The following is an 18,578-nucleotide window of genomic DNA, read 5'->3' on the forward strand; positions in this document are numbered from 1 at the left end:
AGTGAGCAAAAAGTGCGAAACTCCACTATTTAATACACGATTGTTGAATATACCAACATAAAAAAGCCACCAATTTGGTGGCTTCATGATAGCTAACTATATCGCTATAAGCGGATAATTATTTTTTAGACGCTTGAATATACAGCATTTCTAAAGCAATCGATGCCGCGGCTAATGCGGTGATTTCAGATTGGTCATAAGCGGGAGCCACTTCCACTAAATCCATCCCAACGATATTTAATGGCTGTAAACCACGCAGTAATTTCAGTGCACGGTCTGACGTTAAACCGCCAACGACTGGTGTGCCTGTGCCTGGTGCAAACGCAGGGTCAAGGCAGTCAATGTCAAAGGTTAGGTACACTGGCATGTCACCCACGATCTCTTTAATTTGCGCAACCATCTCGTCCACACCGCGGTCATTCACTTGCCCTGCATCGAGTACAGTGAAACCGTTGTCGCTATCGTGCTCAGTACGGATACCAATTTGCACTGAACGCGTTGGGTCAATCAAACCTTCTTTTGGTGCATGATAGAACATGGTGCCATGGTCATATTGACTACCATTGCCGTAAGTGTCAGTGTGAGCATCAAAATGCACTAGCGCCATTTTGCCGAAGTGTTTTGCATGTGCACGTAACAGTGGCAGCGTGACAAAGTGGTCACCTCCAAAGGTTAAGCAACGTTTGCCTGACTCTAACAGTTTTTCAGTATGTGCTTGCAGTTTATCGCACATGTCTTGTGCATCACCAAAAGCAAACACGACATCGCCGCAATCTACCACGTTTAAACGTTCTGTCAGTTTGAAGTTCCACGGCCAACGATGGCTTTCCCATGCTAGGTTAGTAGATACTTGACGGATTGCCGCAGGCCCATGACGGCTACCTGCACGGCCAGAGGTTGCCATATCAAATGGCACACCTGTAATAACCCACTCAGCGTCTGAGCTATATGGTTGAAAATTCAGTGGGAAACGTAAAAAACCAAATGCGTTAGAAACCAGTGAATTATCAACTTGATTACCTAAAGTACTATTAATCATTTTTTATTCCTCAAAATAGACCCGCCTATTAGCAAGCCCCTTTAATATTTGGTTCGAATGGTTTTTACCTAATCAACTTCGCACAGTATAAATAACAAGTCATGTTATGCGCATAAAGTTATTATCTATTCACCTTCTTGATGCGCTAAATAGTTCGCGTTGTGGCTAGGCGGCAAGAGAGGATATCTCAGGGAGCATACAAGAGTATGTGACCCGAGTAGCCGAGTGCAGCCAACACCGCCACAGCACGAAATATGACGAGCATTAAGTATTTATTCGTCTTCGAGATAAGTATAACCATACAACCCATTTTCGAACTCTGCCACAAAGTCTTTTTGCAGCTGCTCGCTCAGCCCCGTACCTTTGACTTGCTCTGTAAAACTGTCTAACAGTACCTCTGGCACCAGTTTGACGTATTGCAGCATATCTGCCACTGAGTCGCCTTCTTCACTTTGTAGGTAACGAATATTACCTTGGCTATCGACCCACACATCAATTGCTGCAGTATCTCCGAATAGGTTATGCATGTTGCCTAAGATTTCTTGATAGGCACCTATCATAAAGAAACCAATCATTGGTGGGTTTTCTGGATCATACGCTGGCATTGGCATGGTGGTTTCGACACCATCACCATCAACGTAATGGTCGATGATCCCATCAGAGTCACACGTGATATCTAAGAGCACCGCACGACGGTCTAACGGTTTATCTAAGCCTTCAATCGGTAACACAGGGAAAACTTGGTCAATCCCCCATGAATCTGGCAAAGATTGGAATAATGAGAAATTTACATAGAACTTATCTGCCATGCGCTCTTGCAGCTCGTCGATGATTGGACGGTGAGCGCGGTTGCTTGGGTCTAAGTCTTGCTGGATGCGACGGCAAATATTGAGGTATAGCTCTTCTGCCCATGCGCGTTGAGTTAAATCAAGTACGCCATGAGCATACTGGGTATGGGCTTCTTGCAAGTCGAACTGGCTATCATGCAACCATTCACGTAGCGAACGACTATTGCCTTGGTGCTGCATGGACTCCCATGTTTCCCACAGTGATACCAAAGAGCGTGGTGCGTCTTCATCTGGCGGTGAGGTTTTGGTAAATTCGTTACGCTCAACACCGATAACATTCGAGACCAACACAGTATGGTGCGCTGTCAATGCACGACCTGATTCCGTAATGACGGTTGGATGTGGAAGGTCAAATTCTTCACACGCATCGCCAATTGCCCAAATCACATTATTCGCGTACTCGTTCAAGCCATAGTTAACTGAACAATCGGACTGCGAACGTGTTCCTTCATAGTCAACGCCTAAACCGCCACCCACATCAAAGCATTGAATATTGACACCTAAACGATGCAACTCCACATAAAAACGTGCAGATTCACGAACCCCTGTCGCGATATCGCGAATATTGGCCATTTGTGAGCCTAAATGGAAATGCAGTAATTGCAGGCTATCTAAGCGATTTGCATTACGTAAAATTTCCACCAATTGCAGAACCTGCGTAGCCGCCAAACCAAATTTTGATTTCTCGCCGCCACTGGCTTGCCATTTGCCTGATCCTTGAGAGGCTAAACGTGCACGCACACCTAAACGAGGCGTCACATTCAAGCTTTCCGCTTCTTTTAACACCATCTCAATTTCAGACATTTTTTCGATCACAAGATAAACCTTATGACCCAATTTTTCCCCGATTAACGCTAAGCGAATATATTCACGGTCTTTATAACCATTACAGACGATGACAGTTTGTGTTTTGCCTGCGTTGGCGAGTACCGCCATAAGTTCCGCTTTCGAACCTGCCTCAAGCCCTAATGGTTCTCCTGAATTAACCAATGACTCAATCACGCGGCGCTGCTGATTTACCTTAATTGGATAAACCAAAAAATAGTCGCCTTTATAGCCATAGGATTCACGAGCGCGTCTAAATGCGGCATTAATTGAACGCAAACGGTGCTGTAAGATTTGAGGAAAACAGAACAATGCAGGCAAGCGCAAATGCTCTTGTTCTTCTTTGACTTGGTTAACTAATTCAGCAAGATCAACAAAAGTGTCAGGGTTTTCAGGATTTGGGCAAACACAGACATTTCCGCGCTCATTCACCTGATAGTAACCACCGCCCCAATACGCAATGTTATAGGTCTGGCGCATTTTGCGTGCGATATTATCATTCATAATAAACTCCTGTATGGAGGGGTGAGTGGCGCGCTCTCATTCCTGATATATGTCAGTAAAGACATAGCACTGGCAAGCAGTTATATCGGAGGAAACGGCAATACTCAGATTTTAATAAAAAGTGCTTAGAATTCTAAACAGTGACAATATACGACCTTAAGCTGACAAATTAATGACTCAGCCTTGAAGGTGTATTAAAGATGTGACGGTAACTTCGTGATGAAGTAAAGAATGACAGGAAAGTAAACGCCAAAGTCACACGGCGATCCGCATATGACGGTTGGATACTGTTATTCAGTAGATTATGGATCATTCCCCATTAACCCCCAATATAACTGTTTAGCCCCTTCAGATTTCAATGTTGTAGCACTATTTTGGCAGGCTGACCTGTTGATTTAAGCTATATCACCTTGTGTTTTATTGAAATTCAAAAGTTTATAAACATTCCTGATAGATAGTAGGCGCTTTATTTTGACCTACTGGTATATAACGGGAAAAAACAACCATCCGTTACGGTCGCAGTTTATACATCTATTGGACGCAAAAAGCAAAAGCAAAATGCCGAAATTGCGATAAAATTTTAACGGCAATAAATCGAGCTATTAATCACGGCGACCTATAAGCAAAAAATAGCTCATCGATATAATGCTATTCACCCTAAATGATTTTTAAGTGAAAAACAGCCAAATAAAATAAACCTCCCTTTCCTTAAGGATTTAAAGCGATTTTGCTTAGTTTATGACGTGTTAGTAGGGATTACGCCTAGGGGATGATAGTTAATTTGTGCCTCTATTCGTTTTTTGTATAAATACAGGTAGAAATTTTTACTTCATAGGACTAAAATAGCCGTCTAGATGTTAAAACATCCAATTATAAATTCTGCGAATTCTTAAGGTATTAAACTCATGGCTACACATCTCTTTACTTCTGAGTCTGTATCAGAAGGGCATCCAGACAAAATTGCGGATCAAATCTCTGACGCAGTACTTGATGCTATTCTTGAACAAGACCCAAAAGCTCGCGTTGCCTGCGAAACCTACGTCAAAACAGGTATGGTAATGGTCGGGGGAGAAATCACCACCAGTGCTTGGGTTGATATTGAAGAAATCACACGCAAAACGGTTCGTGAAATTGGTTACACCAGTTCAGATATGGGCTTTGATGCCAATTCTTGTGCTGTTTTAAGTGCGATTGGTAAGCAGTCTCCTGATATCAACCAAGGTGTTGACCGTACAGACCCATCAGAACAAGGTGCGGGTGACCAGGGCCTGATGTTTGGTTATGCAACCAATGAAACTGATGTGCTAATGCCAGCGCCAATTACTTATGCACACCGCTTAGTTCAACGCCAAGCAGAAGTGCGTAAAAATGGTACATTGCCATGGTTGCGTCCAGACGCGAAAAGCCAAGTCACCTTTAAATACGATAACAACAAAATTGTGGGTATCGACGCCGTTGTTTTATCCACTCAGCATTCTGAAGATATCCAACAAAAAGAACTGCATGAAGCGGTGATGGAAGAAATCATCAAGCCCGTTCTGCCAGCAGAGTGGTTATCAAAAGAAACGAAATACTTTATTAACCCAACAGGCCGTTTTGTTATCGGTGGGCCAATGGGTGACTGTGGCTTAACAGGCCGTAAAATTATCGTTGATACCTACGGCGGTATGGCACGTCATGGGGGCGGTGCGTTTTCTGGTAAAGACCCATCAAAAGTTGACCGTTCAGCAGCCTATGCAGCACGTTATGTTGCAAAAAATATTGTTGCGGCTGGCCTGGCTGATCGTTGTGAAATCCAAGTGTCTTACGCGATTGGTGTTGCTGAGCCAACCTCTATTATGGTGGAAACATTTGGTACAGCGAAAGTTGATGAGACTTTACTTATCCAATTAGTGCGTGAGTTCTTTGACTTACGTCCTTATGGTTTGATCAACATGCTTGACCTACTACACCCTATTTATCAGCAAACTGCGTCTTATGGCCACTTTGGCCGCCCACAATTCCCGTGGGAAAAAACAGACAAAGCAGAAGCTTTACGCGAAGCTGCTGGTCTGTAATACATCGAACTAAAACGTATTACACAAAAACCCATCATAGTGATGGGTTTTTTTATTGCTTGTGACTTAAACCCTATAAAATGGCTTAGGATTTTTGGCTAAATTGGTAAACGGACATCCCTGCAATCATTGCCAGCGTAAAAATAATTCCTTGAGTGATCCCCAAGCCAGTTAATAATAATGCAGGTCCTGGGCAAATCCCTGCAAGTCCCCAACCAAGGCCAAATACCGCACTCCCAGCCAACAACTTTTTGTCTATTTTTTGATTAGTTGGAATTTGCAACGGGCAATTTAACACACTCACACGGCGCTTTTTCACCCATGCATAAGAAACTCCGCTAATCGCCATCGCAACAGCCATCGTCACCAGTAATGAAGGATCCCAATTTCCAGTGATATCTAAGAATGCTAAAATTTTGGCTGGATTTCCCATCCCCGCAAGCACTAACCCCAAGCCAAATAAGACCCCTGAAATTAAGGCAATAAGAATTGGCATCAGTTTATCCCCCTAACCCAAAATGATTAGAAATCGCAACGGTCACAAAAGCAACAATCATGAAAATCAACACCGCGACAATTGAGCGACGGGAAAAACGCGCCATCCCACAAATGCCGTGTCCACTTGTACAACCGCTCCCTAAGCGCGTGCCAAAGCCAACGAATAAACCCGCGATGATCAAAATAGGCGTACTTGCCGCGATATTGACTTCAGGTGTATAAGCAAACCACGTAAATAAAATCGGCGAGATAATAATGCCCAAAATAAAGGCAACCTTCCATGCGGTGTCCCCTTTAGTCGGTTTTAAGATCCCTCCCAAAATACCGCTAATCCCAGCAATTCTGCCGTTAAAAACCAACAAAATTGCCACAGCAACACCAATGAATACCCCACCAATTGCTGCTGAGACTGGTGTGAAATTTGCCCAATCAATACTCATCTTATTTCTCCTGCACGGGGCAATAAAGTTGATATAACGTATTGAGTAACGTGAATAATTTTTCATCCGCAATTGCATAATAAATGCGTTTGCCCTCACGGCGAGTTTTCACAAGCCCATCATTACGCAACACCGTAAGTTGCTGGGATAATGTAGGTTGTTGGATACCGAGTTGTTGCTCCAAATCGCTGACGCAAGCCTCCCCTTGAGTCAATTGGCACAATAAAATTAGCCTATCTGGGTTACCCAACGTTTTTAATAAGGAAGCCGTTTGTGATGCCGCCTGTTTCATAGCTGAAAGCTGCTGTTCCGATGTGATATTATTCATACAGTCACTTATACTTAACAATATTATATATAAATACAATATATTATTTAATATAATAACTGTCAATTTTTACTTGTTTGAAAGCAACTGCATCACGTATTCTTAACTAATGAAAACCATTCGAGTCCCCATATTCCTACAACAGCACGTTATGCGAGTTCTACGCGAAAAGCTGGCCCTTGCTGAACAAAAACTGGAACAAACATTTCCTGAGCCCGCTGTTAACTACAAACAGCGAGGTACCACGGCGGGTAGCGCTTACCTGAAAGAGTGGGAAATTCGCCTCAATGCAACCCTACTGATTGAAAACACAGAAAAATTTATCGATGAAGTCATCCCTCACGAACTTGCACACTTGTTGGTATACCATGTGTTTGGGCGTAAAGGTGTTGCCCCCCATGGGAAGGAATGGAAATGGATGATGCAGCATGTATTAGAGGTTGATGCGAAACGCACACACAACTTTGCCGTTGCAACGGTAAAAAGCAAAACATTTGCCTATCACTGTGCTTGCCAAACCGTACATCAATTAACCATTCGTCGCCATAATAAAGTGGTACGAGGGGAAAACCAATATTTGTGCCGTCAATGTGGGGAGATTTTAAAACAAGAAAAATTAATCGAAACTGCGGCAGAAAACTGATTTCCTGCCGCATCAAATTTGAGGCGTGTGCTTAAGCGAACTCCGTCATCACTAATTTAGCAATTTCAAAGTAAATGATTAAGCCAGTTCCATCGATAAAGGTCGCGATAAACGGTGCAGATACCACGGCTGGGTCAACTTTCATTTTCTTTAAAACCATTGGAATAATTGAAGAAACAATCGCACTCCACATTGTAATCGCGACGATAGTTAAGCTCACCACGATAGTCACTTCATGGCCAACACCTAAAATCCAAGCACGGATTAGGGCTGCTCCGCCAATAGTAATTGCAACTAAAAACGAAGTTGAAACCTCTTTCTTCAGGACTGTGCCTAAATTACGCAAACTCACCTCGCCCAATGCCATCGCACGGACTAACGTTGAGGTAATTTGTGTTCCACTGTTACCCCCCGTTCCAATTAATAATGGAATAAAGAAAGCCAGTGAAATTGCGGCTTCAAGTTGTTCTTCAAATGCTTTTAGTACTGTTCCTGTGTATGCTTCCGCCACAAACAACATTAATAACCAAACCACACGCTTACGCCATAATGTGACTGGGCTTGTGGTTAAGTAAGGTTCATCAAGTGGTGTGGTTGCGCCTTGTAACTGCGCATCAAGTGTATTCTCATCTTCAATCAGTTCTGCGATATCTTGCGGACGCAAAACCCCCATTAACTTGCCAAATTGCACCACTGGGATCATATCTAACCCACTATGGTTAATCAGGTCATAAACATCATGACGAGATTGTTCAGGCGCAACTGAAAAATAATTGTGACGCATAATATCTGACACAAATAAGTTTTCAGGTGATGCTAATAATGATTTAACTGAAAGAATACCATTTAAATAATTGTCGTTATCGACAACAAATAAATAGGTGGGGATTTGCTCGCCCTCAAGGTGCTCAATAAGGTTTTGTTTTACACAAGCAATTGAATCTGCGACAGAAACTGGCAAATATGATTGGCTCATATATGCGCTGACTGTGGCGTCATCGATTTTTGGTTGTTGTGTATTGTTGCCTTTGAGGCGTGCGTCTTTCATCGCGGATTGAGCAATGGCAACTGCTCCCGCTTTGTTCTGGGTAGTGAATGTCATTTTTTTAGTCCCTAGTTACTGTTGGTTACTCAAACAGTACTCACATAGGGGCGAAACCAGATGAGAGAATGCGAAAGCTATCTCTTCGTCTCGGTTTTAGCACTATACAACGTATCCTGTCTTTAACAGGAAGTTACATGGGGATATACCTTCGGTCGATATATCCTGTCCTAATCTTGGGCGTCTCTCGACGTCGTCAGATCAGTAACCTATGTTTGTATAGGAGCCTCGCCTAACGAGATACTGCACTTTGGATGCGGCGCGAATTATACCCACTGAGAAATTAATTACCACCCTATTCCTACGGTTTTTTACGCATTGAAAACTTACCGTTTAGGTCTCGTTTAAGTTAATGTTTAAAATAAACTAATAAAGTAACAAAATGTAATTTTAAATAATTTTCATTACTTTTCTATTAACAGTTAGCATAAAAAATAAATAATCATGTGGAAAATTAAAAATGTATTTAAAATAATCGTTAACGTTTTTTATATTATACAAAGAAAACAATGACCAAACTTCATGACTACAGCCTATTTCAGCTTTTCAAGATAGATTCGCCCCATTTAATATAATGTGAACTCATATAGCGAGTAAGATAAATCACTCATACTATTATATCTTACAATCCTTTCTTTCACCAAGGTGAAAAAAACAGAAATTTAGGTATGGAAATTTACTTATGGCGATATTTAACTCCAAAAAATAATATGAGGGCACTTTTTTAATTTTATATAAATGTTTTTTTATTTTAATTCAGAATTAAATATCAACGGATTTATCTTAAAATAAATCAAGATTTATTAACCGTGAAAATTTTATTATGGATAAAGTAATTGTAGGAATGTTAACTAGCTTAACATTTCGTGTAAATGATGAAATAAAAATCGCGGCGATTTCCGCTTTAGGAGATTTTAAAGCAACGATTGAATATAATGATGCTATTATAAGAATCATAGACTTGTGCCAAGACCCAAATAAGGAAGTTGCTGTTTCAGCGATCAATACATTAAGTAAGTTATCGGTGTATTTTATACAAACCCCGCTATTAGAACATTAAATTTTACTCTTATTTTATGTATTGTAAATTTTAAATACCTTTTATATGGAATACTGTCCCATTAAATAATACATGAGACAGTATATTATTATTTAAATAACATTAGGCTATTTCAGTGTCGCCTTGTAATTGACAACTACATGCTAAAACATACCCTTCTGCTATTTCAGCGGCGGTCAATGTCATTGTACTTGTTGTTGTATAATTGCCTGATAATACTTTTGTCTTGCAACTTCCGCAAACACCTGCACGGCATGCAGCAATAACAGGTTGTTTATTTTGTTCTAATGCAGATAATAACGAAATCCCCACAGGCACTTTAAAATCAGCGAGGCGCTGGCGAATTTTAAGCGTCAGCACATCTTCGCTATTAGCCACTTCTGGCTCAGTTGAAAAACGTTCCATAAAAAAATGTTCGGCAGGTACACCTAAATTAGCCGCAAATTGCTGAGCATTTTTCATATAAGGAACTGGCCCACAAGTCATCACTACCCGTGAAGCAATATCGGGGACTAATGCTTGTAGTTTTTCTTCATTTAATCGACCTTGGGCTAACTCCCCATTATCTGGCGTTTCAGCCATAATACATAACTGTAAACGTTCTGGGTATGCACGTGTCAGTTGTTGCCATTCCTGCGCAAATATAACTTGCTTGTCGTCTCGCACATTAAATAATACTTTAACATGCGTTTCTGGACGATTGGCCATCAACCAGCGTGTCATTGACATAATTGGCGTCACGCCACAACCCGCAGCAAGCATTAGATATTGTTGGCTTTTCACATTTGCACAGGTAAATTCCCCTTGAGCTTCAGACAACCAGAGGTAATCCCCAGGCTTCACTGCACGAGTTAACCAGTTAGAGCCCATACCATCCTCTAATCGCCTAACGGTAATTGAAATATAACGGCTTTGACCTGGTGATGAAGAGAGAGTGTAAGCCCGCATGACATCATCACTATTTTTAATACTAACCAATGCATATTGCCCTGGTGAATACATATAAAAATCATGATTAATTAAGTTGATCGTCCAAACATCCGATGTTTCTTGGATAATCGAATGAATTTGCATTCTATTTGGACATAAACTACTTGGCATTGTCATCGCACGACTCCTTTAAAGGGGCTTTCGCCCCTCTCTTCTCATATCTGTGTTTAGGCTTGTTATATTTTTCTGGCTAATTATGCAGGTAAGATTTCAGCCAAATCTTGCTCAACTGTCGTAATGCTACGCATTCCAAACTTCTCATTTAATACATTGAGTAAGTTTTCAGTTAAGAAACCAGGTGCACTTGGGCCGGTATAAATGTTTTTCACGCCAAGGGCCAGAAGGGTTAATAAAATCACGATGGCTTTTTGCTCAAACCACGACAAAATTAAGCTCAGCGGTAAATCATTGATACCACATCCCAGTTTTTCTGATAAATTCACAGCAAGCATAATCGCTGAGTAGGCATCATTGCACTGACCCACATCAAGTAAGCGTGGTAAGCCTTCTAGGGTACCAAAATCTAATTTATTGAAACGATATTTACCGCAAGCCAGTGTTAAAATCAGGCAATCTTCAGGTACTGCACGTGCAAAATCAGTGTAATAACTTCTTTCATCACGGCTGCCATCACACCCTCCAACAAGGAATACATGACGTAATTTTTTCTGTGATACTAAATCAATTACCGCGTCTGCTGCACTTAACAGGGTTTGGCGACCAAAACCAACCGTAATTTTGTGTTCGATTTCGGTATATGGGAAACCCGCTAATGATTGTGCTTGCGCGATCATTTCTGCGAAATCATCACCCTCGAGGTGTTTTGCTCCAGGCCAACCGACAATACTGCGAGTCCAGATCCGGTCTTTATAATCCCCCACATCTGGGTCAATAATACAGTTTGAAGTCATCAATACAGGGCCTGGGAACTTCGCAAACTCCACTTGCTGATTTTGCCAACCGCTACCGTAGTTACCCACTAAGTGTGCGTATTTTTTCAGCTCAGGGTAACCGTGAGCAGGTAACATTTCACCGTGGGTATAGATATTAATCCCTGTTCCTTCCGTTTGTTCTAATAGCATTTTTAAGTCTTTCAGGTCGTGACCTGAGATTAAAATACATTTCCCTGCAACAGGGCGAACATTAACTTCCGTCGGCGTTGGGTGACCAAACTCGCCAGTTTCACCTGCATCTAAGATTTCCATGATTTTGAAGTTCATCAAACCAATTGCCATGGAATTATTGAGCAGTTCATTCATATCAGCAGGTAATGTACCAAGCCAAGCCATAATTTCATGATATTGACCATAAACATCATTATCATATTGGCCTAAAACATGTGCGTGCTCCATATACGCTGCCGCACCTTTTAAACCATACAAGCAGAGCATACGCAGACCATGGATATCCTCACCCACTTGTGCTTTATCGATATCTAATGCAAATTTTGCCGCTTGTGCTTGTAGTGTTGGGATGTCAGACCCATCTAATTGTAAATTAATGAGTGGATGATTAAATGCGACTGCGCTATTCACAGATTGGCAGTGTTTAATTAATTTATCGCGTAAATAAATCGCTTCACGTGCATAACCAATAATACGGTCTGAATCAAAGTTCACGTTGGTTAACGTGGAGAAAAATGCGCGGGGTGCAAAGCTATCGATATCATGATCAATAACGCCTAAAGTCCGTGCAGTAACCGCACTCGCAGATAAACTTTGCAATACAGCAACTAATAAATCTTGTAGATCAGACGTTTCAGCTGTTTTACCGCACATACCCTGCGCGTATGCACAGCCATTTCCAGCTGGAGTTCTAATTGTTTGTTCACATTGCACACAGTACATGTTGTTCGCCTCTTAAAGTTGCATTTCAAATACAACATTAAGATTACGCTCTTTATTAGAATAAAAAAGAGACATTTCAGGTTATCTAACCATTTATTGATCTATATTAATATTCAATGTTAATGAGAACTATTCACATCAATTAAAGTATGCTAAATAAACAAATTCGCCTTTTTCTGTGTTACTTTTTGTTCCTTTCAGCCTACCTTATGAAAAAAAATCATTTCCTATGATGGTTTTCGAGTAAGCCTTGGTATACTAAATATAAGTGGTTGTTATTTGGTCGTAATTAGAGAATCCAATAAAGATGATACAGGCAAACGCGTCCCAAAAATCTCCCCCTTCTTCAGCCAAAGGGTTATTCACACGAATAAAAAGCTCAGACAAGACGCCATTAAAGATCCTATTACTGTCCGCCATTATTGGCGCATTTGTAGGATTAGTCGGCTCTTTATTTGAAATGGGCACAACATGGGTCAGCAACATTCGAGTTCAATCGGTAGATGAACTTGTTGATAACAAGTGGCTGGTTGTTGTAACCATGTTTTTTGTTTCCGCCATTTTAGCGATGATTGGCTATTACCTCGTAAAACGCTTTTCTCCAGAATCTGGAGGGTCAGGGATCCCTGAAATTGAAGGCGCTTTACAAGATTTACGCCCTGTCAGGTGGTGGCGAGTGATCCCCGTAAAATTTATTGGTGGCCTTGGCACATTGGGTTCAGGAATGGTTTTAGGCCGTGAAGGCCCAACAGTACAATTAGGCGCAAATATTAGCCAAATGTTCTATGACCTTTTTCGCTTAAAGGATAATGAATCCCGCCATACTTTATTAGCTTCAGGGGCAGCAGCAGGTTTGGCCACTGCGTTTAATGCCCCCCTTGCAGGCATATTATTCATTATCGAAGAGATGCGCCCACAATTTAAATACAGTTTAATCTCCATTAAATCGGTGTTTATTGGTGTAGTGACTGCCACAATTGTTTACCGCTTAATCAACGGTGAAGCTGCTGTACTCAATATTGGACAATTTTCTGCTGCTCCGATGAATACCCTGTGGTTGTACCTTATTTTGGGTATGTTATTTGGCATTATCGGCATTTGTTTTAACCACTTCCTGCTGTTCTTACAAAGCCAGTTTCAACGTTTTTACCAAAATAAACTTTCTCGTTTTGTCATGATGGGCGGTTTAATCGGTGGCCTTTGTGGCGCAATTGGTGTTTACATGCCTGAAATTGTGGGTGGCGGTTATGCCGTGATCCACCAGATGGTTGCTGGTAGTTTTACCGTCACCTTATTATTATTGTTTTTTGCACTGCGTTTTCTGACGTCGACCATTAGCTTTAGTTCAGGTGCACCTGGTGGGATTTTTTCACCTTTACTCGCTTTAGGTACATTATTTGGAGGGATTTTTGGTTACAGTGCATTAGCGCTTTTTCCTGAATACCAAATCGAAGTGGGCACATTTGCCATCGCTGGAATGGGTGCTTTATTTGCAGCAACAGTAAGGGCCCCATTAACAGGGATAGTCTTAGTTTTAGAAATGACCAATAATTACCAGTTAATCCTACCGATGATTATTACCTGTATTGGCGCCACTATGATGGCTCAATTCTTAGGCGGTAGACCGCTATACGCTGTCTTATTAGAAAGAACCTTAGCACGTAGCGAGAAAGAAAAAGCGGCAAACTCATAACTCTTGTGTAAAAAGGGGGCTTTAATTAGCCCCCTCATCTTAATTATTTCTTTTTAGCAATTAGCGTCGCAAAATTTAATTTAATGCGGTTACCTTGTGCATCTGTACGATGTAAATGCCCAGGATTTTCATTGTATTTTAAGATATCCCAATCTTGGTAATAACCCTCTAATTCACCTGGTTTTAAGAAACACTTGAATGGTACTAAATCCAATGGTGCATCTGGCGTTTCAACTGCGCAGACAATCACATTGACTCCACCAGATAACGTGTGTTCTTGCATGTTTCTCACCACATCAGTAATTTTTTCTCGCTGTAAGAACATCAATACCACAGTAGAAATAATTAAATCGTAATCACCTTGAATTTGGTGACTATTGATGTCATAAACTGCGGTATTAATATTATCAATACCTGCTTGTTTTTTAACAAAATCAATTGCCTGAATATGTTGCGGATTGATATCAACCGACGTGACATCATACCCTTGCAATGCAAGATAAAAACTGTTTCGCCCACGTCCTGAACCAAGATCCAGCGTTTTACATGGCTTAGCAAGATTATTTTCACACAGATAACGCACTTCAGAATGTGGGGTTGTTAAACCGTATTCTTTATAAAACTTAAGTTCAGGCTTACACATAAATGAAAGCTGGCACTGCATATCATCGCTACATTTAGAAATGCGGTGCCAAACTTGCGGCTCAATTATTGGTGGCTGGTTATTTATATCAAACGTGAAATGTTGTTCACTACCATCATCATTAAAAATGATGAAATCTAAAGAGCCTTGCAGCACCTTCAATTGCGCATAAGAATCTTCTTTTGTGTTATGACGTTCTTGAAACATTAAAGGAAGAGACGCTTTATCCCAGACAGGCATGGTCTTGTAACACACTAGCTCGTTCATATCATCACCAATAAGTTGCATTTTAAATGCATCTTATACTGTTAGTTTATTATCTGCAAAGTATTCATCAATAAATTACTGAGGCTTTGATACATATCAACCTACAGCAATTACCGTAGGTTGATACCCAAAGATTGGACACTAATAACCTAATTGTTTTGCGCTAAGCCCTAAGAACTCAAATGGTTTTGTCACCACATAATTATTAGTGGCATCCCCTGAATAGATATGACTTTGCTCTTCACCTAGATCCAACTTTTTCACTTTTCCAGTCTCAGCCGAAAAATCGATTTTCGCTAAATCCGTCCAAAAAATATTAGGCGTGAGTGCAGACTCAAAAAAGTATAATTGACGCTTATGATCTACAAGGGTACGCCAACGAGTTGAGGAGATTTCAGGGGAAGATTCAGAACTTAAACCATAAGGTACAGAGACGTTACGGATCACTCCAAACACACTCGCAACCGCTTTATTTGCCGTGGTATTTTGAGGGATGGCATTGACATAAAACTGAGCACGAGCGAACCTGTCTGCTGATCGGTTAGTACCTGGTAACATCACAGTGCCACCAATACCTTGCCAATATTCCTGCATTGCCAGTTGTTTTTCATAGGTTGGTGAGTTGGTCATGACTTGATATTGACGGCTGTGATGAATAACTTGCTTGCCATCAATATATTCAATGATTGCACTATCACCGCTAGCATCAGAAATCGATAGATGTAAGGTGGCTAAACGGTCTTGGCCAGGAACATTATCAGTGGCCACCAGCAATGGATTTTTTTCAAGCGCCTCAACGGCCTCGGCGACAGTCGCATAGTTGTCTAAAACATATTGCGCCCATAGTGAAATTGATAATGCAGGTTGTTTGTCATTGACTTGCGGATATTTAGATTCTGCTAGCCACAATAGATTGGCAACTAAACCTTCTTCATTAATACCATCAGTGGTCGAAATATCGTACCCTGAAGCAATCACACTGCCGTATTTTGATTTCCATTTCACTGAATTCGGCCCCGCTACACCATCCCGCACCATACCACGTGGAAAGATCCAAAGATTAGTGCCGATATCATATTTCCAGTCCATGGTTCGCCCTGTCATGATTTGCTCATTTTCCCCTAAATACACAACACGGGTACAAGCTTGGCTAACCACGGCTGGCAAAGAAATTGCCGCTAGGGTAATGAGCGTCACAATACTTTTTTGAACGAACTTCATGCCACCTCCAAAAGAGATAAAACTAACAGATTGATATAGTAAGCATACTACATAAATGCAGATAATAAGTTTTGCACAGATAAAGTATAAAAAATGGCAGGAGATGTGAATAAAATAAATGTAATAATTAATAATACGTAATAGCACCCCATTAAGAGGTGCGACTATTTAACCTAAAACTAATTATTCACCGATGAAAATAAAGAACGTAATAATGCGGCTTTTTTCCCGTTATCAGGGATAGCAAGAATTTCATCATAAAAACTGATGGATATTTGGCAAGCAAGTGCAGGGGATTTTTTACCTGCCTCTAAATTCCCAAGAATTGCAGCATCTGCACCATATTCAGCACTCAGACCAGCGGCTAATTGGCTGAGTGTTTCCGTATATTCAGTGGGTGACATTAACGCCTGAGTTTTACCTGCTTCACTGGAAATCAATAATTCATTGGTCGCTTGAATTTGCTTCAATAATACTGCTTGGCTTTTTTTCGGTGGAATGATTTCAGCCGTTTCTCTTAAATGTGGAAATAGTGAATAAAAACAGGTTTTCCCTGTAGGGTCTTCTTCCAATAAAACTTTAAGATAATCATTAACCTTACTGGTAAAATTAATCACTGCATCATCAGATGCGTATTCCATTCGTTCTAAGACCAGTTTCATCACACTACCGACAACTTGGTCGAATAATTGGCGACGAATATCTTCGTTTTCAGGGTAGTATTGTGTAATCAGGTGTTCAAAGCTTTGATAGGTTTCAGGGCTGATTTTTTTCACCGTCGCAATAATTGGCAGCTCTTTCTCAGCTTGCGCTAACGCTTCCGAGTGGATAGCGGTATTATTGTCTGTAGATAACACATTGTTATCTTTGCTTAACCAGTAAAAACCGACTGCAAATGCAATAAATATAATGCTAACTATCAATGCGGTTTTACGTGAACTATGTGTATTCAAAGTCGCCCTGCCTTTTCTTAATAAAACGAATAACTACTCTCATTTTCACGTTATTACGTTACCTTTTCGTCACATTCAATCACCCAAAGACATTAAGCCTCTTAGGTAATTATAGTGTGCATTACGATAACATCCTGAATTAACCTGAAAAAAGTGATATTGGCTATTTTAGCCTGTATCAATGCGGGCTAGCTATAGGAATAAGGGAAATTGCGAGGGAAAAAAGAGAGGAATTGCCACAAAAAATCAATTCGTTCTTTTATGAAAAAACACCCTCAAGGTTTATTTCCCCGAGAGTGTTGTCATAGAATTATTTAGTCTGAACGCCTTCAACTGAAATTAACAGTTGAGCTTCTTGGGATTTAGGGCCCAAATCAGACTTAATATTAAACTCTTTCAACTTAATGTTACCTTGCGCTTCGAAACCTGCACGGTATCCACCCCATGGATCTTTACCTTCCCCCATGAGTTTTGCATCTAATGTAATTGGTTTCGTTACACCATTTAAGGTGAAATCACCCGTAATTTTGTAGGCTTCACCGTCTTTTTTCACTTCCGTTGAAACGAATTTCGCTTCTGGGAATTTAGAGGCATTTAAAAAGTCTGCGCTGCGTAAGTGTTTATCACGCTCTGCATGGTTAGTATCGATGCTGCCTGTTTTAATCGTCACTTCAACTTTGTCTTTTGATGGGTCTTTTGCATCATAAGTAAAGTTACCATCAAAATCTTTAAAACTGCCGTATACCCAGCTATAACCTAAGTGCTGAATACGGAATTCGATGAAAGCGTGTTGGCCTTGCTTATCAAATTGATAAGTTTCAGCAAGTGCAGAACCTGCCGTTAAAAATAGAGCACCAGAAGCCAGACCAAGAACCGTTTTCTTCAACATAATTATCTCCACGTTACTTATCGGGATTAAAACCCAACATTCTTTTTAATGTAATATCACGATCAAAGATGTGATGTTTAAATGCAGCAAACGCATGTAAAACTGACAATAAAACTACCGCCCAAGCGAGGTACAAGTGAATTTCACCTGCGGTATCCGCTTGTGTTGCAGCGCCAGTAAATAAAGCGGGAACATCAAACCAACCAAATACGCTGATTGGCTGTCCATCAGCGGTCGAAATTAAATAACCGCTAATCAAAATACTGAATAAAATAATATAAATCAGAATTTGAACAGTAATAGAACTGACTCTAGTTAATTTACTGTAACTTGATAATGGCTTTGGTGGCGGTGAAATAAATCGCCAAATCACACGAAATGCCATAACAATAAATAATAATATTCCTATACTTTTATGAATTTCTGGTGCTTGGTGGTACCAACTATCATAATAGCCCAGCGTCACCATCCATAAACCTAAAGCAAACATTCCATATACGACAATCGCGACTAACCAGTGGATGAGCAGCGAAATGTGCCCATAACGGGTTGTATTATTTTTCCATTGCATGATAAAAAACCAGTTAGAGATGAAGGTGATATTTAATTAACTAAGCCGTAATAATCATAAGGTGAAATTAATTTTATTCCTATCCCAAAGTTAGACAAATATTTTGTTGAAGATATTCAAATACGATCACCATTATAAAAAATAGTTTATTATTCCATTT

General features: G+C 40.5%; 17 protein-coding genes and 1 riboswitch. Of the genes, 4 read left to right on the forward strand and 13 right to left on the reverse strand.

Features of this window, described 5'->3' with window-relative positions:
- Positions 1–118: 118 nt before the first annotated feature.
- Together speB and speA are read right to left on the reverse strand one after the other, a co-directional pair.
- Entirely contained in the window at positions 119–1,039 is a 921-nt protein-coding gene (gene speB, locus M1F05_RS14245; protein WP_206082723.1) for an agmatinase, read from the reverse strand.
- Positions 1,040–1,311: 272 nt separating this feature from the next.
- Complete coding sequence (gene speA / locus M1F05_RS14250) at positions 1,312–3,216, reverse strand: biosynthetic arginine decarboxylase (protein ID WP_206082724.1); 1,905 nt, start codon at positions 3,214–3,216, stop codon at positions 1,312–1,314.
- A 905-nt stretch (positions 3,217–4,121) separates the two neighbouring features.
- Between speA and metK the strand changes: the two genes are divergently transcribed.
- Positions 4,122–5,273, forward strand: a complete 1,152-nt coding sequence (gene metK / locus M1F05_RS14255; protein WP_206082725.1) for a methionine adenosyltransferase — start codon at positions 4,122–4,124, stop codon at positions 5,271–5,273.
- Between the two features lie 85 nt (positions 5,274–5,358).
- On the opposite strand, the gene M1F05_RS14260 is transcribed toward metK, so the two are convergent.
- The 3 genes from M1F05_RS14260 to M1F05_RS14270 are packed head-to-tail and all read right to left on the reverse strand — an operon-like array spanning position 5,359 to position 6,539.
- Complete coding sequence (locus M1F05_RS14260) at positions 5,359–5,769, reverse strand: DUF6691 family protein (protein ID WP_206082726.1); 411 nt, start codon at positions 5,767–5,769, stop codon at positions 5,359–5,361.
- 4 nt (positions 5,770–5,773) lie between these two features.
- Positions 5,774–6,211 carry a YeeE/YedE family protein gene (locus M1F05_RS14265; RefSeq protein WP_206082727.1) on the reverse strand — a complete coding sequence of 146 codons (438 nt, stop codon included), beginning with the start codon at positions 6,209–6,211 and terminating at the stop codon, positions 5,774–5,776.
- Between the two features lies 1 nt (position 6,212).
- Complete coding sequence (locus tag M1F05_RS14270) at positions 6,213–6,539, reverse strand: ArsR/SmtB family transcription factor (RefSeq protein WP_206082728.1); 327 nt, start codon at positions 6,537–6,539, stop codon at positions 6,213–6,215.
- A 109-nt stretch (positions 6,540–6,648) separates the two neighbouring features.
- Here M1F05_RS14270 and M1F05_RS14275 point away from each other — a divergent pair, with 109 nt between their 5' ends.
- Entirely contained in the window at positions 6,649–7,182 is a 534-nt protein-coding gene (locus M1F05_RS14275) for a SprT family zinc-dependent metalloprotease (RefSeq protein ID WP_206082729.1), read from the forward strand.
- 31 nt (positions 7,183–7,213) lie between these two features.
- On the opposite strand, the gene M1F05_RS14280 is transcribed toward M1F05_RS14275, so the two are convergent.
- Positions 7,214–8,284, reverse strand: coding sequence for a magnesium transporter (locus M1F05_RS14280; protein WP_206082730.1), 1,071 nt, complete (start codon positions 8,282–8,284; stop codon positions 7,214–7,216).
- Between the two features lie 74 nt (positions 8,285–8,358).
- Positions 8,359–8,531: riboswitch (M-box (ykoK) riboswitch) on the reverse strand.
- Positions 8,532–9,107: 576 nt separating this feature from the next.
- Here M1F05_RS14280 and M1F05_RS14285 point away from each other — a divergent pair.
- Positions 9,108–9,344 carry a HEAT repeat domain-containing protein gene (locus tag M1F05_RS14285; protein WP_206082731.1) on the forward strand — a complete coding sequence of 79 codons (237 nt, stop codon included), beginning with the start codon at positions 9,108–9,110 and terminating at the stop codon, positions 9,342–9,344.
- A gap of 102 nt (positions 9,345–9,446) precedes the next feature.
- Here M1F05_RS14285 and hcr read toward each other — a convergent pair whose 3' ends face one another.
- On the reverse strand, positions 9,447–10,451 hold the full coding sequence (gene hcr / locus M1F05_RS14290) for an NADH oxidoreductase (protein ID WP_206082732.1): 1,005 nt from the start codon (positions 10,449–10,451) through the stop codon (positions 9,447–9,449).
- A gap of 77 nt (positions 10,452–10,528) precedes the next feature.
- Entirely contained in the window at positions 10,529–12,181 is a 1,653-nt protein-coding gene (gene hcp / locus M1F05_RS14295) for a hydroxylamine reductase (RefSeq protein WP_206082733.1), read from the reverse strand.
- Positions 12,182–12,488: 307 nt separating this feature from the next.
- Here hcp and clcA point away from each other — a divergent pair, with 307 nt between their 5' ends.
- The gene (gene clcA / locus M1F05_RS14300) at positions 12,489–13,874 is read left to right on the forward strand and encodes a H(+)/Cl(-) exchange transporter ClcA (protein ID WP_206082734.1); all 1,386 of its coding nucleotides are present in this window, start codon (positions 12,489–12,491) and stop codon (positions 13,872–13,874) included.
- A 43-nt stretch (positions 13,875–13,917) separates the two neighbouring features.
- Here clcA and tehB read toward each other — a convergent pair whose 3' ends face one another.
- From tehB to M1F05_RS14325, 5 genes are all read right to left on the reverse strand, one after another.
- Positions 13,918–14,805 carry an SAM-dependent methyltransferase TehB gene (tehB, locus tag M1F05_RS14305; RefSeq protein ID WP_206082735.1) on the reverse strand — a complete coding sequence of 296 codons (888 nt, stop codon included), beginning with the start codon at positions 14,803–14,805 and terminating at the stop codon, positions 13,918–13,920.
- Positions 14,806–14,925: 120 nt separating this feature from the next.
- Complete coding sequence (locus M1F05_RS14310) at positions 14,926–16,005, reverse strand: linear amide C-N hydrolase (RefSeq protein WP_206082736.1); 1,080 nt, start codon at positions 16,003–16,005, stop codon at positions 14,926–14,928.
- A 179-nt stretch (positions 16,006–16,184) separates the two neighbouring features.
- Positions 16,185–16,958 (reverse strand): topoisomerase IV, encoded by a 774-nt coding sequence (locus M1F05_RS14315; protein ID WP_206082737.1) that lies wholly within the window; start codon positions 16,956–16,958, stop codon positions 16,185–16,187.
- A gap of 310 nt (positions 16,959–17,268) precedes the next feature.
- Positions 17,269–17,847: a YceI family protein gene (locus M1F05_RS14320; RefSeq protein ID WP_206082738.1), complete on the reverse strand. Its 579-nt coding sequence runs from the start codon at positions 17,845–17,847 to the stop codon at positions 17,269–17,271.
- A 13-nt stretch (positions 17,848–17,860) separates the two neighbouring features.
- The gene (locus M1F05_RS14325; RefSeq protein WP_206082739.1) at positions 17,861–18,418 is read right to left on the reverse strand and encodes a cytochrome b; all 558 of its coding nucleotides are present in this window, start codon (positions 18,416–18,418) and stop codon (positions 17,861–17,863) included.
- Between the last annotated feature and the right edge of the window lie 160 nt (positions 18,419–18,578).

The sequence above is a fragment of the Providencia sp. PROV252 genome (assembly GCF_033676005.1).
In the GTDB taxonomy this organism is placed as follows: Bacteria; Pseudomonadota; Gammaproteobacteria; order Enterobacterales; family Enterobacteriaceae; genus Providencia; species Providencia vermicola.

Coding starts and splice junctions, on each gene's coding strand:
- speB (WP_206082723.1), bottom strand. CDS start 1,039: ATGATTAATAGTACTTTAGGTAATCAAGTTGATAATTCACTGGTTTCT.
- speA (WP_206082724.1), bottom strand. CDS start 3,216: ATGAATGATAATATCGCACGCAAAATGCGCCAGACCTATAACATTGCG.
- metK (WP_206082725.1), top strand. CDS start 4,122: ATGGCTACACATCTCTTTACTTCTGAGTCTGTATCAGAAGGGCATCCA.
- M1F05_RS14260 (WP_206082726.1), bottom strand. CDS start 5,769: ATGCCAATTCTTATTGCCTTAATTTCAGGGGTCTTATTTGGCTTGGGG.
- M1F05_RS14265 (WP_206082727.1), bottom strand. CDS start 6,211: ATGAGTATTGATTGGGCAAATTTCACACCAGTCTCAGCAGCAATTGGT.
- M1F05_RS14270 (WP_206082728.1), bottom strand. CDS start 6,539: ATGAATAATATCACATCGGAACAGCAGCTTTCAGCTATGAAACAGGCG.
- M1F05_RS14275 (WP_206082729.1), top strand. CDS start 6,649: ATGAAAACCATTCGAGTCCCCATATTCCTACAACAGCACGTTATGCGA.
- M1F05_RS14280 (WP_206082730.1), bottom strand. CDS start 8,284: ATGACATTCACTACCCAGAACAAAGCGGGAGCAGTTGCCATTGCTCAA.
- M1F05_RS14285 (WP_206082731.1), top strand. CDS start 9,108: ATGGATAAAGTAATTGTAGGAATGTTAACTAGCTTAACATTTCGTGTA.
- hcr (WP_206082732.1), bottom strand. CDS start 10,451: ATGACAATGCCAAGTAGTTTATGTCCAAATAGAATGCAAATTCATTCG.
- hcp (WP_206082733.1), bottom strand. CDS start 12,181: ATGTACTGTGTGCAATGTGAACAAACAATTAGAACTCCAGCTGGAAAT.
- clcA (WP_206082734.1), top strand. CDS start 12,489: ATGATACAGGCAAACGCGTCCCAAAAATCTCCCCCTTCTTCAGCCAAA.
- tehB (WP_206082735.1), bottom strand. CDS start 14,805: ATGCAACTTATTGGTGATGATATGAACGAGCTAGTGTGTTACAAGACC.
- M1F05_RS14310 (WP_206082736.1), bottom strand. CDS start 16,005: ATGAAGTTCGTTCAAAAAAGTATTGTGACGCTCATTACCCTAGCGGCA.
- M1F05_RS14320 (WP_206082738.1), bottom strand. CDS start 17,847: ATGTTGAAGAAAACGGTTCTTGGTCTGGCTTCTGGTGCTCTATTTTTA.
- M1F05_RS14325 (WP_206082739.1), bottom strand. CDS start 18,418: ATGCAATGGAAAAATAATACAACCCGTTATGGGCACATTTCGCTGCTC.